Origin of the sequence: Brotocaccenecus cirricatena, from assembly GCF_020687045.1 — a bacterium.
Taxonomy (GTDB): domain Bacteria; phylum Bacillota; class Clostridia; order Oscillospirales; family Oscillospiraceae; genus Vescimonas; species Vescimonas cirricatena.
In genome coordinates this window covers 22,742-36,383 of sequence record NZ_JAJEPW010000006.1, presented here as the reverse complement: position 1 = coordinate 36,383, position 13,642 = coordinate 22,742, and the positions used below count along the sequence as shown (strand labels likewise).

General features: G+C 63.3%; 15 protein-coding genes. 13 read left to right on the top strand and 2 right to left on the bottom strand.

Annotation, left to right across the window (positions count from 1 at the left end):
* Positions 1-207 precede the first annotated feature (207 nt).
* The 5 genes from LKD37_RS03435 to LKD37_RS03415 all read left to right on the top strand — a co-directional run bounded on the left by LKD37_RS03435 (position 208) and on the right by LKD37_RS03415 (position 5,181).
* Entirely contained in the window at positions 208-1,026 is an 819-nt protein-coding gene (locus LKD37_RS03435; RefSeq protein WP_302927943.1) for a sensor histidine kinase, read from the top strand.
* Positions 1,027-1,069: 43 nt separating this feature from the next.
* Complete coding sequence (gene mnmA / locus LKD37_RS03430; RefSeq protein ID WP_302927942.1) at positions 1,070-2,134, top strand: tRNA 2-thiouridine(34) synthase MnmA; 1,065 nt, start codon at positions 1,070-1,072, stop codon at positions 2,132-2,134.
* Positions 2,135-2,235: 101 nt separating this feature from the next.
* Complete coding sequence (locus LKD37_RS03425; protein WP_302927941.1) at positions 2,236-2,937, top strand: hypothetical protein; 702 nt, start codon at positions 2,236-2,238, stop codon at positions 2,935-2,937.
* A 12-nt stretch (positions 2,938-2,949) separates the two neighbouring features.
* Positions 2,950-3,744, top strand: coding sequence for a hypothetical protein (locus tag LKD37_RS03420; RefSeq protein WP_302927940.1), 795 nt, complete (start codon positions 2,950-2,952; stop codon positions 3,742-3,744).
* A gap of 246 nt (positions 3,745-3,990) precedes the next feature.
* Positions 3,991-5,181 carry a pyridoxal phosphate-dependent aminotransferase gene (locus tag LKD37_RS03415; protein WP_302927939.1) on the top strand — a complete coding sequence of 397 codons (1,191 nt, stop codon included), beginning with the start codon at positions 3,991-3,993 and terminating at the stop codon, positions 5,179-5,181.
* A gap of 63 nt (positions 5,182-5,244) precedes the next feature.
* Here the strand turns inward: LKD37_RS03415 and LKD37_RS03410 are convergent, their stop codons facing one another.
* Positions 5,245-5,424 carry a hypothetical protein gene (locus LKD37_RS03410; RefSeq protein ID WP_302927938.1) on the bottom strand — a complete coding sequence of 60 codons (180 nt, stop codon included), beginning with the start codon at positions 5,422-5,424 and terminating at the stop codon, positions 5,245-5,247.
* A 147-nt stretch (positions 5,425-5,571) separates the two neighbouring features.
* On the opposite strand from LKD37_RS03410, the gene LKD37_RS03405 reads away from it, so the two are divergent.
* The gene (locus tag LKD37_RS03405) at positions 5,572-6,768 is read left to right on the top strand and encodes a PucR family transcriptional regulator (RefSeq protein ID WP_302927937.1); all 1,197 of its coding nucleotides are present in this window, start codon (positions 5,572-5,574) and stop codon (positions 6,766-6,768) included.
* A gap of 76 nt (positions 6,769-6,844) precedes the next feature.
* Here the strand turns inward: LKD37_RS03405 and LKD37_RS03400 are convergent, their stop codons facing one another.
* A complete protein-coding gene (locus tag LKD37_RS03400) occupies positions 6,845-7,732 on the bottom strand; it encodes a sporulation protein (RefSeq protein WP_302927936.1) in 888 nt (295 codons plus the stop codon).
* A gap of 107 nt (positions 7,733-7,839) precedes the next feature.
* Here LKD37_RS03400 and LKD37_RS03395 point away from each other — a divergent pair, with 107 nt between their 5' ends.
* Genes LKD37_RS03395 through LKD37_RS03365 form a run of 7 tightly spaced genes read left to right on the top strand, consistent with a single transcriptional unit; the run spans position 7,840 to position 13,637 of the window.
* Complete coding sequence (locus LKD37_RS03395; protein ID WP_302927935.1) at positions 7,840-8,136, top strand: YabP/YqfC family sporulation protein; 297 nt, start codon at positions 7,840-7,842, stop codon at positions 8,134-8,136.
* A complete protein-coding gene (locus LKD37_RS03390) occupies positions 8,129-9,316 on the top strand; it encodes a sporulation protein YqfD (RefSeq protein ID WP_302927934.1) in 1,188 nt (395 codons plus the stop codon). Before LKD37_RS03395 ends, LKD37_RS03390 begins: the two co-directional genes overlap by 8 nt.
* Before the next feature lie 46 nt (positions 9,317-9,362).
* Positions 9,363-10,319, top strand: coding sequence for a PhoH family protein (locus LKD37_RS03385; protein WP_302927933.1), 957 nt, complete (start codon positions 9,363-9,365; stop codon positions 10,317-10,319).
* A complete protein-coding gene (gene ybeY, locus LKD37_RS03380; protein WP_302927932.1) occupies positions 10,316-10,810 on the top strand; it encodes an rRNA maturation RNase YbeY in 495 nt (164 codons plus the stop codon). Before LKD37_RS03385 ends, ybeY begins: the two co-directional genes overlap by 4 nt.
* Positions 10,811-10,833: 23 nt before the next feature.
* Entirely contained in the window at positions 10,834-11,742 is a 909-nt protein-coding gene (locus tag LKD37_RS03375) for a DUF4340 domain-containing protein (protein ID WP_302927931.1), read from the top strand.
* Between the two features lie 15 nt (positions 11,743-11,757).
* Positions 11,758-12,438, top strand: a complete 681-nt coding sequence (locus tag LKD37_RS03370) for a response regulator transcription factor (protein WP_302927930.1) — start codon at positions 11,758-11,760, stop codon at positions 12,436-12,438.
* Positions 12,435-13,637, top strand: a complete 1,203-nt coding sequence (locus LKD37_RS03365) for a sensor histidine kinase (RefSeq protein WP_302927929.1) — start codon at positions 12,435-12,437, stop codon at positions 13,635-13,637. Before LKD37_RS03370 ends, LKD37_RS03365 begins: the two co-directional genes overlap by 4 nt.
* Positions 13,638-13,642: the final 5 nt, after the last annotated feature.

The following is a 13,642-nucleotide window of genomic DNA, read 5'->3' as shown; positions in this document are numbered from 1 at the left end:
CGTTTAGTATTATATGCGATGAATTCCAAAAATGCAAGACCCTTTTTAAAATTTTTCTGATTTTCCAGAATGCGACAAATATCTTGTGTTTTTCCTCTTTCTTTGATATAGTATGGTATAAATTTGCATGACAGACAGAACGTTCCGGGAATAAGCGTCGGGCTTTTCCGGAATCGTAAACAATAGTGGAAGGAGGCTGTATATCACATGGAATACAGCGAAGCCGAAAAGCAGATGCTCCGCGAGGTGCTGCCGGGGATTGCCGTCCAGCTGCGCGGGGCATTGGCCAATATACATGGGGCTCTGGGCCGCCTGGCTCCGGAGCGGCTGCGGGAGCAGGACACCGGAACGGACCGCAGCGCCGCCATTCTGTGCCAGAGCTATTACAAGATCCTTCGAGTGGTGAACAATCTGTCCGACGCCCCCATGCTGGCGGAGGACAAGCCCCTGGACACGGAGAACGTGGAGCTGGTGGAGCTGTTGGAGGGCCTGTGCCGCCAGGGGCAGGTCCTGGCGGAGCTGCTGGACCTGCGCCTGGTGTTCACCTGCCGGGACCGGGCCCACGTCATCGCCGCCAACCGGGAGCTGCTGGAGCGGCTGTTCTGGAACCTGGTGTCCAACGCCATGAAGTTCACGCCTTCCGGAGGGACCATCGAGGTATCCCTGCGGACGGGGCCGGAGTGCGTGCTGCTGTGCGTGAAGGACAGCGGCCCCGGCATTCCTCAGGACAAGCTGGAGCGTCTGTTTGACCGCTGGCAGCACAGCAATATGGACCTGCCGGTCCACGGGCTGGGCCTGGGCCTGCCCCTGTGCCGCCGCATTGCCCAGGGCCACGGCGGCAGCCTGGTGGTCTCCTCCCGGCAGGGGGAGGGCACCGCGGTGACGGTGCGCCTGCCGGACCGCCGCAGCGGCGTGACCCTGGTGCGCCAGCCGCTCTTCCACTATGCCGGCGGCTTCAACCCGGTGCTGGTGGAGCTGGCCGACGCCCTGCCGGTCCAGGCGTTCACCAGGAATTATATTGATTGAAGGATTGCCGTTTTTTCCCTGTTTTATGCATAGGAGGTCACACATGGAAGGAAAACGCGTATTGGTGGCCATGTCCGGCGGCGTGGACAGCAGCGCCGCCGCTCTGCTGCTGCGGCAGCAGGGGTACGAGTGCGACGGGGCCATGCTGCGGCTGTATAACGGCGAAAAGGCGGGGACCTGCTGCTCCGCCGACGACGCCGACGACGCCCGGTCTGTGGCCTATCGCCTGGGCATGAAGTTTTATGTGTTCAACGAGACGGAGCGCTTCGCCCGGGAGGTCATGGACCGGTTCGTGGCGGAATACTGCGCCGGACATACCCCCAACCCCTGCATCGACTGCAACCGCTGCCTGAAGTTCGGCGCGCTGCTGGACCGGGCCCTGGTGCTGGGGTATGACTACATCGCCACCGGCCACTATGCCCGGGTGGACCGGGACCCGGTCACGGGGCTGTATCGCCTGCTGCGGGGCCGGGACCGGCGGAAGGACCAGAGCTATGTGCTCTATCAGCTGACCCAGGGCCAACTGGCCCACCTGCTGCTGCCGGTGGGAGACTATGACAAGCCCGCCATCCGGGAAAGCGCCCGCCAGGCGGGGCTGCTGAACGCCGGCAAGGCCGACAGCCAGGACATCTGCTTTGTCCCCGACGGGGACTACACGGCGTTTTTGCAGGAATACGGCCATGTGACCCTGGAGCCCGGGAACTTTGTGGACCGGGAGGGCCGGGTGCTGGGCCGCCACCGGGGCCTTCCCTGCTACACCACCGGCCAGCGGAAGGGCCTGGGGGTGTCCGCCGGGAAGCACGTCTATGTGGTGCGGAAAAACGCCCGGGACAACACCATTCTGCTGGGGGATGACCGGGACCTGTTCACCGACCGTCTCACCGCCTGCCGGGTGAACTGGATCGCCGGGGCCGCCCCGGCGGGCTCCATCCGGGTCACCGCCAAGACCCGATACAGCCAGACGGAGGCCGAGGCCGCCGTGACCCCTCTGCCGGACGGGCGCATGGAGGTGGTCTTTGACCGGCCCCAGCGGGCCGTCACCGCCGGACAGGCGGTGGTGCTGTACGACGGGGACCAGGTGCTGGGCGGCGGCGTCATCGAGGACTGAGACAAAAGACTTGCGTTCCATATGAACAGCAATCCGGAGGCGCACCTTAAAGCGGTCAACGAGTATTGATCTTCGGAGTAACCTCAGATCGGAGGAGTGTTATGATCATTAACTGCGTATGGGAGCATAATGGCAATGACACCTTGCTTTATGCCACAAATTTTGTCGGTGCATATACCCGTGGCGAAAGCCTTGAAATCGCAAAGGCAAAGATGCCGCAGGAGATCGTTTCTTATTGCAGCTGGCTGGGCATGGAGGCCGAGGGCAAAGCGGAAATCGTGATCGTCGGAGAAAAACGCTCCGAGCTTACAATTTCGGATGCGGATTCCGATGTGCTTTTTGAAAGCGAACAAGCACAACTGACAATAGAAGAATATGAGGCGCTTAAAACCCTTGCGCTGAAGTCAGCAAAGGATTTCCTCGCATTGTACGAATCTATCCCGGATAAGGACGCAGCCGCCGCACCGGAACGCAAGACCTTTTACGGACAAGTTCCCCGCACGGCAAATGAAATGTACGAGCATACAAAGAATGTGAATACATATTATTTTGCGGAGATTGCTGTGGAGGCCGATCATGACGGCAACATATACGAATGCCGCAAGCGGGGATTTGAAGCGCTGGAATCTAACCCTGATTTTTTACAAAATGCCGTCACAGAAGGAAGCTATGGTGAGGATTGGTCACTGCGTAAAGTCCTGCGCCGCTTTATCTGGCATGACCGCATTCACGCAAAGGCAATGTATCGAATGGCGATAAAAGTGTTCGGGGCGGAGCATGTGGTAAATCCGTTTTGCTTTTGATTGGAGAAGACTATGGACATTGAATTTGTAAATCCGGGCGTTGATTATATGATTCAGCGGATGATGGACTTTCAGACCGAAGACGAATCAGCCTTTTGGTCTGAACCCCTATACCGTTTCTATCCGCAGCTTGATAAAGCCTATGCGATCAGTTTACCTTTCTCCGAAAGGAACGAATACATTGAGCGAACCATGCGAGCCGTTTATGCTAAGTTAGAAGATACGATCAATGAAAAGGTAGCTTTATATATTCGCCATTGGAACGCTTGTAAGCCACAGATTACAGCAGCTTTATCGGATGCTTTTGACGTGGATTGTGCTAACTTATTTAACGACATACGGTGCAATTTGAGCTTGAATCCCATTGAGCCGCGGTTTCTAAAAGAGCGCTGTTATGATACTTTCTATCTGAACAGCGAAAGAGGCGCGATCGGTGGTGGAATACACGAGATCATACATTTTGTTTGGTTCCATGTATGGAATCGGTTGTTCGGAGACAGTTACGATGAATATGAACGCCCATCACTCAAATGGATTTTGAGTGAAATGGTGGTTGAGTCTGTGATGAAGGATGAACGACTCAGTTCCATCAATCCCTACTTCCCCAGAGAGAACGGCGGCTGCGTCTACCCCTATTTCTTCGATATGGTGGTGGATGGCAAACCGATTTTGGACACGCTGGACACCATGTACCAGAGTCAGCGTATCGAGGATTTTATGCGGAATAGTTATGCTTATTGCAAAGAACATGAAGCAGCTATCAGAGAGCATATTCAAAATTCGGAGGGCGGCATCTTTGCCGAATAAAGCAGATCGCAGGCGGCCGATACAGGTCAGATTCTTTGTGGATTTTCATTGATGGCAGGGTTCGGTGAAGAAATTGCAATATTACAGTCTTAACAAAAAGAGACGGGCCGAGGCCCGTCTCCTTTTGCTTTTTCACGCACTTTCCCCGCCATAAAAACTCAAGGTTGACTTTTGCGGAAAATACGCTAAGATGGAGGGTAGAAAGGGTACCCAATTCTGTTAAAAGTGTGTAGGAGGTCACCTGATATGAAATTCTCCAGCAAGGTCCAGAAATGCGGCCTGTCCCCCATGCGGAAGTTCCATCCCTACGCCGTGACGGCGGAGGCCAAGGGCAGAAAGATCTATCACCTGAACATCGGCCAGCCGGACATCGAGACCCCCAAGGCGTATTTCGAGGCCGTGCGGCATTTTGACCTGCCGGTGCTGGAGTATGCCCCCTCCCCCGGCATGCCGGTGCTCATCGACGCCATCCGGCATTACTATGACAAGCTGGACATGCACTTCGACGCCGGGGATATTCTCATCACCAACGGCGGCTCCGAGGCCCTGCAGATCGCCTTCAACTGCATTCTCGACGACGGCGACGAGATCCTGATTCCCGAGCCCTTCTATCCCAACTACAACACCATGGTGTGCACCTGCGGCGCGTCCATCCACCCCATTCCCACCAGCCCCCATGAGGGTTATCGCTATGCCGACCGGGCCCGCATCGAGGCCGAGATCAATGAGCACACCCGGGCCATCGTCTGCACCAACCCCGGCAATCCCACCGGCGTAGTACTGACGCCGGAGGAAATGCGCATGCTGGTGGACGTGGCCAAGGAGCACGGCCTGTTCATCATCGGCGACGAGGCGTACCGGGAGTTTGTCTACGCCGGGGAGCCTCTGCAGTCCATGGGTCAGTTTGCGGACGCGGCGGAAAACGTCATCGTCATCGACACCGTGTCCAAACGGTTCTCCGCCTGCGGCGCCCGCATCGGCTGCCTGATCACCCGGAACCGGGAGCTGATGGCCCACGCCATGAAGTATGCCCAGTGCCGCCTGTCGGTGCCCACCCTGGACCAGGTGGCCTCCGCCGCCCTGTACGACGTGGGCCCGGAGTATTTTGCCGCCGTCCGGGAGGAGTATAAGCGCCGCCGGGATACGGTGATGCAGAAGCTCCAGGCCATCCCCGGCGTCATCTGCGAGTGTCCCAAGGGGGCGTTCTACGTCATGGCCCACCTGCCGGTGGACGACGCCGACACCTTCCAGCGCTGGCTGCTGGAGGAGTTCCAGGACAACGGCGACACCGTGATGTTCGCTCCGGGCGAGCCCTTCTATGCCACCCCCGGCCGGGGCCGCAGCGAGATCCGCATCGCCTATGTGCTCAAGCAGGAGGACCTGGAGCGGGCCATGGACCTGCTGGCCCTGGGCATCCGGGCCTATAACGCAAGATAAAGCATCCCGATACGCAAAAAATCTGTTGCTGCGAGTCGGCCCACGGGCTGGCTCGCAGCAGCTTTAGCCATAGCAGCGCATGGCTTGTGCCGGTCCGGCATCTGTACAGCGCCGGGCATGCTCGGAGATCGCTTCCTGCTTCTCCAAGGCGCACTGCCGTGAGTCCGTCCGCAGGCGGCTGCGGTCCTGCATCGGCTGTCCGACCTCTTTACAGGCGGGCTTTTTTGTAGTATTCTGGGTCATAGTTGACGCCTCCCTATTGATAGATTCCGTTTCCGGATGTCATGAATTATACATTCGGCGGGAAGCGGCGGCTATGTGGAATGGACGGGAACTTTTGCGATATCTTTGTGAAGGTATCACAAAGGAGAACCAGAAGAAGGAGCAGCTATGGACTTGAGCCATTTTGACCGATATCCCACTGTGGAGGAGCTTCTGAGGCTCCCGAGCTTCAGCTGCAGTCGAGTCTGCGGCGGCCATGCAGGACTTGACCGCCTTGTGCGGGGAGTCAACCTGACAGATACGCCGGACTATTCCCGCTGGCTCTCTGCCGGTGAACTGCTTATCACCACCGGCTTTTCCATTGCCGGGGATCAGCAGGCCGTTGATGCTCTGCTGCCCACGGCGGAACGCTGCGGACTGTCCGGCGTCTGCATTAAGGCCGGCAGATATCTGCCGGATGTTATGCCTGCCGGGCTGGTGGAGGCGGCAGACCGGCTGTCCCTTCCGCTGATCGCGCTTCCGGCACAGGCGAGATTTTCGGACCTGGCCAGCGCCGTGTCCCAGGAGATTGCCCGGCGGCAGATTCCGGCCGAGCAGGAACGGAGAGAAGCGCTGTGCCTTGCCCAGCTGCTGAGCGCTCCGCTTTCCGACAGCGCCGCCCTGCAAACGGCTCGGGAGCTGGACATAAACCCCGAACAGCCACACATGATCCTGCGCCTGCACATCGAGGCAGCCGCATCGGAAAAACGCCGCCTGATGCACGAGGCGGTTCACTGCTTCCGACAGGCAGGTGTCCAGGTCTGGGCCGCTGTGCTGGATGGAGAGTTGGTGATCCTGCTGGCGTGTGGGGATGATCCTGCCGCAGAGGAGAGATTTTCCCGTATAGCGAAGATATTCGCCGCCGGATGCCCGGAGAGAAGCTCCTGCGGCATCGGGCGGCCATATGCCGGAATCTGCGGGCTGCTCCGGGCCGATGACAGCGCCCGCACGGCGCTGCAAATGGCGCGTGCGCAGGGGATTTCCTGCCTGACGGATGACCCGGCAGGGGTGGTGCGGATGATTGGCAGCGATTCGCCGGAGGCGGCCATTGCCTCCTATGTCCGGGATCACCTGGCGCCGATTTTTTGCCAGGAGTCCGGGCGGCGGCGCGAACTGCTGGACACGCTGGAATGCTGGTTTGTCTGCTTCGGCAACCAGCGGCAGATGGCCCAGCTGATGCACCTGCACTACAACACGGTTGCCTATCGCCTGCATCAGCTGTGGGGCATACTTCCCGGCGGACAGCCCGAGGGCGATGCAAGACTGGCCCTGCAAACGGCGCTGTATCTTTACAGGCAGAGGCCGGATATCTGCAAGCGGTCATAATAAACCGTGCATAGCAGACAAATCAGGCTGCAGGGCTTTTGTCCTCAAAGAACGCACCGCCAGGTGCGTTCTTTTTTCACAGGCACATGCTCACCGGCCAGGCCAGCAGGACGGACACGGCGGCGTGGGCGGCCTTGGCCGCCAGATACGGCCCCATGGGCAGGTCCGTGCCGGACAGCACGGCGGCGGACTGCCCGTGGACCGACAGGCCGCCCCAGCCCAGCAGGCCCGCCGCCCACACGAAGCCCCGGCGGGTATGGGGCAGGGCCAGGATCCCCTGGGTCAGCTCCACCGCTCCCGACAGCACCGGGTGGCTCAGACCCGTGACCCGGCCCATTACCCGCAGCAGCACCAGAAAGAACACCACGAAGCCGCAGATGTACACCATGGTCCCGGCGGCGTCCCGCACGGCGGCGATCAGGGCCGGGACAAGGGGGGGACGGGCCGGGACAGAGCCGGGACGTTCCGACGGTTCCGCCGCCTGCCGGGGCAGGGCCAGGGCTATGACCAGCGCCGCCAGAATATGCACCCCCCACAGCAGCACCCCGGCCCGAAGGCTGCCGAAGCAGCCCAGCCCCGCCACCCCCAGGATAAACGCCGGGCCGCAGTTGTTGGAAAACAGCAGCAGGCGGCAGGCCTCCCGCCGGGAGATGCCGCCCCGGCGATACAGCTGGGCCACGGTGCGGGCCCCCACGGGATAGCTGCCCGTAAGACCCAGGAGAAAGGCCCTGGCTCCAGCCCGGCTGCACCCCAGCAGCCGGGCCAGAGGACCCAGAGCCGGGGACGCCCCGGCGTCCAGTGCCGTCAGCAGGCCCGACACCGCCAGAAATGGAAACAGCGCCGGGATCACCGACCCGGCGCACAGGGCCAGCCCATCCCGGACGGCCTGGGCTGCTTCCGCCGACCGGGCCAGCAGAAGCCCAAGAGCCGCCAGGCATGCCCAGGCCGCCAGCCTTCCCTTCATATCCCTCACCTCCATGGCCACTGTATGCGCCCCGGCGGTGGGACTTGCAAGTTTTTCCGGCGGCGCGCATAGGGTTTACGGAATCGGGAGAAAGGCGGTGGCGCGGCATGGAGAGAGGGTGGCTGACCCGGGCGGGCCAGGCGGCCATGGAGCGGCTGGACCTGCCGGGGGATATCCCGGCGGGGGTGCCGCATATGGAGCTGATAGGCGAGCGGGAGTTTTTCATGTGCCGGCACCGGGGGGTGCTGTCCTACAGCACGGAAACCGTGGAGATCGGCGGCGGGAGCCTGACGGTGCGGGTGATCGGCACGGAGCTGCAGCTGGTGGCCATGACGGAGGAGGAGCTGCGGCTGCGGGGCCGCATCGCCGCGGTGGAGCTGCGGCCGGGAGGCGGCCATGTATAAGGCGGCGGTGAACTTCCTGCGGGGCCAGGTGCTGGTCCATATCGAAAGCGGCTGCCCGGAGCGGGTGGTGAACCTGTGCGCTGGGGCGGAGGTGCCCTTCTGGGACGTACAGTGGCTCTCGCCGGTGGAGCTGACCCTGCGCACCACCCGGCGGGGACTGGCGCAGGTGCGCCGGGCGGCGGAGCAGGTGGGGGCCGCGGCCACGGTGCGGCGGGAGCAGGGGGCGCCCCTGCTGGCCAGGCGGCTGCGGCGGCGGTATGTGCTGCTGGCGGCGGCGCTGCTGACGGTGCTGCTGGTGGTGGAGGGGAACTTCACCATCTGGGAATTTCAGGTCAGCGGCAACGAGACGGTGCCGGACGAGGCCGTCTTACGGGCATTGGAGGATTACGGCATCACCATCGGCACCCGGAGCCTGGACATCGACCAGAAGGACATGCGCAACCATGTGCTGCTGGAGCTGGAGGACGTGGTGTGGCTGGCGGTGAACGTCCGGGGCTGCGTGGCCCGGGTGCAGGTGGTGGAGCGGGTCCGGGGGCAGGACATGGTGGAGGACGGCCCGGCCAACGTGGTGGCCCGGCGGCCGGGGCTTGTGACCCGGGTGGAGGCCCTGGGGGGCCAGGCCGCCGTGGTCCCCGGGGACACCGTGACCCAGGGACAGCTGCTGATCTCCGGGGCGGTGGACCTGGACAACGGGGGGCTGCGGTGGCAGCACGGCATGGGCCGGGTGTGGGCCAGAACCTGGTACGAGCTGACGGCCCAGGTGCCCCTGACGGTGCGGCAGAGGGGGGTCCCCCTGTCCTCCCGGACCCGGTATGCCCTGGATATCGGCAAAAAGCGGATAAAATTATACGGAAAGGGTAGCACATTGGGGGGCGACTGTGATAAAATAACCCAGTATAGGCCCGTGTGCCTGCCCTGGGGCCTGCGCCTGCCCATCACGGTGGCGGCGGAGACGGTGACGGCCTATGGCCCGTCCACGGACGTTCCCCGCAGCACCCGGGAGGCCCGGGACGAGGGGGAGTCCCTGCTGCGCCGACAGCTGGAGGAGCTGCTGGGAGATACCGGCACGGCGGAGAACGTCCGCATCGACGCCGTGGAGCAGGGCTCGTGGCTGCTGGTGACCCTGCGGGCGGAGTGCCTGGAGGAGATCGGCCGGGAGGTCCCGCTGACGGACGACTGAAAAATATGGCTATACAATCTGGATACACAATAGGGAGGCATGCCCAATGGAACAGCGCATCGGCATCGAGCGCATGGAGGAGGCCATCAATCTGTTTGGCTCCTTTGACGAAAATATTCGCCTGCTGGAATCGGAATTCCAGGTAACGGTGGTAAACCGGGGCGGCGAGCTGGTGATCTCCGGTGAGCCGGAGAACGTGATGCTGGCGGAGAAGGCGGTGCAGGCCCTGCTGACCCTGTCCGCCAAGGGCGAGAGCATCAGCGAGCAGCACGTGCGGTATGTGGTGGGCCTGTGCCGCAGCGGCCAGTCCGAGCGCATCGGGGAGCTGACCCAGGACGTGATCTGCATCACGTCCAAGGGCCGCCCGGTGAAGCCCAAGACCATCGGCCAGAAGCAGTATGTGGACGCCATTCTGAAGGATACCGTCACCATCGGCGTGGGCCCTGCCGGCACCGGCAAAACCTATCTGGCAGTGGCGGCGGCGGTGGCCGCCTTCCGGGACAAGCAGGTCAACCGCATCATCCTGACCCGCCCCGCCGTGGAGGCCGGAGAGCGGCTGGGCTTCCTGCCCGGCGACCTGCAAAGCAAGGTGGACCCGTATCTGAGGCCCCTGTACGACGCCCTGTTCGATATGCTGGGGGCTGAGACGTACCAGAAATACCTGGAGCGGGGCAACATCGAGGTGGCCCCCCTGGCCTATATGCGGGGCCGCACCCTGGACGACAGCTTCATCATCCTGGACGAGGCCCAGAACACCAGCCGGGAGCAGATGAAAATGTTTCTGACCCGCATGGGCTTCGGCTCCAGGGTGGTCATCACCGGCGACATTACCCAGATCGACCTGCCCGGGGACAAGCCCAGCGGCCTGAAGGAGGCCATGAAGGTCCTGAAGGGGGTGGAGGGCGTGTCCATCTGCCAGCTGGGCAAGGCCGACGTGGTGCGGCATGTGATGGTCCAGCGCATCATCGAGGCCTATGCCCGGTTTGAGGAGAAAAAGAGATGAGAAAGACCCACTATATCCCCGTTACCGCCGACGTGCCCGGCGCCGCCGGCGATGCCAACTGCGCCCTGATCCGCCGCACCATCCGCACAGCCCTGGCGGCGGAGGGGGTCACGGCCCCCTGCGAGGTGGACGTGCTGCTGACCGACGACGAGGGCATCCACCGCATCAACCTGGATATGCGGCAGGTGGACAGGCCCACGGACGTGCTGAGCTTTCCGGAATTTGACTTGGCCCCCGGGGAGCATCCGGGGCCGGAGGACGCCGACCCCGGCACAGGACTGATCCCCCTGGGGGACATGGTGCTGTCCATGGAGCGGGTGGCGGCCCAGGCCAAGGAGTTCGGCCACTCCCGGCGGCGGGAGCTGGCGTACTTAGTGACCCACTCGGTGCTGCACCTGCTGGGCTATGACCACCTGGACGAGGGACCCATGAAGGAGCAGATGCGGGCCCGGGAGGAGGCCGTTATGGCCCTGCTGGGCCTGGAGCGGTGATACACGATCAAAGGAGATTTGCCATGAAGATACGGAACCTGTGCGCCCTGCTGCTGGCGCTGATGCTGCTGGCCCTGGCGGGCTGCGGCCAAAAGGAGCAGCCCACCCAGCCGGAGAACCCGGACGTCCCCCAGGAGGAGGAGACGGTGCCAGTGCGGCTGGTGTGCAGCAACGGCTCCACCACCCTGCGCTTCAGCCGGGAGGAGAACGGACGCTGGCTGTGGGCCGATGACAAGACCTTCCCCCTGGACGAGAGCTATGCCCTGACCCTGCTGGAGACGGTGCAGGGCATTGAGCACCTGCCTCCGGTCACCAACTCCGCCCAGCTGACGGATTACGGCCTGGACAGCCCCACCAAATACGTCACCGTCACCGACAGCCAGGACACGTCCGTCACCTATCGCCTGGGCAGCGAGTCCGACGGCAGCGTGTACGTCTATCGGGAGGGGGCCGAGGCCACGGTGTACGCCGTGCCGGACCTGCTGAGCCAGATCGGCCGCAGCATCTATGACATGATGGCCCTGCCGGAGCTTCCGCAGCTGACGGCGGAGAACGTGCAGTCCCTGACCGTTGCCGCCGGGGACGTCAGCTTTACCCTGACTCCTGCGGAGGGGGACTGGACCGCCGATGGCCGGGATGTAACGGATCAGCTGGCAGACCTGACTGCCTGGCTGGGGGATATGCACCTGGCGGCCTGTGTGGACTGGCGGCCCAGCGCCGGGGCAGCGGCCCTATGCGGGCTGGACCAGCCGGGTGCAGTTCTGACGGCGGAGTATACCCATAACGGGGTGCAGCACAGCTTCACCCTGATGGTAGGCGGTCAGCGGGGTGCAGGCTACTGCGTCACCGTTTCCGATGACGACACCATTTATCTGATGAGCGCGGAGGCCCTGGCCCCGCTGCTGGCCCTGGCCCAGACGGGCCTGGCATAAAGAAGGAGGCGCTCCATGCGGTTGCTTGTGATCGAGGATGAAAAGCGCCTGGCCCGGAACCTGGCGGAGCTGCTGCGGCGGCAGGGCTACACCGTGGACGTCAGCAGCGACGGCGTGTCCGGCTATGACAATGCATCCACGGACCTGTATGACCTGATCCTGCTGGACGCTATGCTGCCGGGGATGGACGGGTTCACCCTGCTGCGGAAGCTGCGCACCGGGGGCCACGCCGTGCCGGTGCTGATGCTGACGGCCCGCAGCGACCTGTCCGACCGGGTCCAGGGACTGGACTGCGGGGCGGACTATTATCTCACCAAGCCCTTTGAGCCGGAGGAGCTGCTGGCCTGCGTGCGCTCCCTGCTGCGGCGGGGCGGCGGCGACGCCCGGACCGACGACGCCATCACCTTCGGGGATCTGCGGCTGGAGCCGGGGACCTTTCAGCTGTCCTGCGGGGAGCGGTCCCTGCGGCTGAGCCGCCGGGAATACGACATGCTGGAGCTGCTGCTGCGCAGCCAGGGCCGGGTGGTGCCCAAGGAGCAGCTGCTGCTGAAGGTGTGGGGCTATGACTCCGACGCCGAGGACAACAACGTGGAGGTGTATATCAGCTTCCTGCGGCGGAAGCTGGCCCATCTGCACTCCGCCGTGTCCATCCGCACCCGGCGGATGGTGGGGTATTTCCTGGAGGTGGAGGCATGATCCGCCGCCTTCGCTGGAAGATCGTGGCCATCAACATGGCCATGGTGACGGCGGTGCTGCTGGCGGTGTTCGTGGGGGTGCTGGTGTCCAGCCGGGCCGCCGTGGAGCGCACCGTGAACCAGCGGCTCATGCAGGTGGTCCAGACCGGGCGGTATGACGCCTCCCTGCCCGGGGAGGGGTCCGCCGCCCCCTGCTTTGTGGCGGACGTGTACCCCAGCGGCACCGTGCGCCTGTCCGGCAGCAGCTATTACCAGCTGGATGACCAGGATGCCATGGCGGAGATCGTCACCGCCTGCCTGGAGCAGGGGGATTCCTCCGGCATCCTGCGGAGCTATCATCTGCGGTATCTCCGGGCCGACGGCCCCCTGTATACCCGCATTGCCTTCACCGACGCCGCCCAGGAGGACGCCACCCTCCGGGCGGTGGTGAAAATGTGCCTGATTGTAGGCGTAGCGGCCCTGGCGGTGCTGCTGGGGTGCAGCTATCTGCTGGCGGGCCTTGCCGCCCGGCCGGTGGCCCGGTCTTTGGACCAGCAGCGGCGGTTTTTGTCCGACGCGTCCCATGAGCTGAAAACACCCCTGACGGTGATCCTGTCCTCGGCGGACCTGATGCAGCAGACGGCGGTCCAGCCGGACCAGCAGCCGTATGTGGACAACATCCGCTGGTCCGGCCGGCGGATGAAGCGGCTGGTGGAGGATATGCTGACCCTGTCCCGGGCCGACGACGGGCGGCTGAAGGCTGCCATGGTCCCGGTGGACCTGTCCGACGCCGTGGTGGACACGGCGCTGCGGTTCGAGCCGGTGGCCTTCGAGGCCGGGCGGCAGCTGAGCTATGACATCGACGAGGGCATCACCGTCACCGGTAGCCGGGACCAGCTGCAGCAGGTGGCGGGGGTCCTGCTGGACAACGCCATCAAATACGCCCCCCAGGGGGCCGGGGTGCACATGACCCTGACCCAGGCGGAGCGAAGGGCCGTGCTGACGGTGGAAAACGGCGGTCCGCCGATTCCGCCGGAGGTGCTGCCCCATCTGTTCGAGCGGTTTTACCGGGCCGACGGCAGCCGCACCCAGGGGGGCTTCGGCCTGGGGCTGTCCATCGCCCAGGCCATCGTCCGGGAGCATAAGGGAACCATCCGCTGCGAAAGCGACCGGCGCTCCACCCGATTCATCGTGACCCTGCCTGCGGGCGGGAAGAAATAATCGCG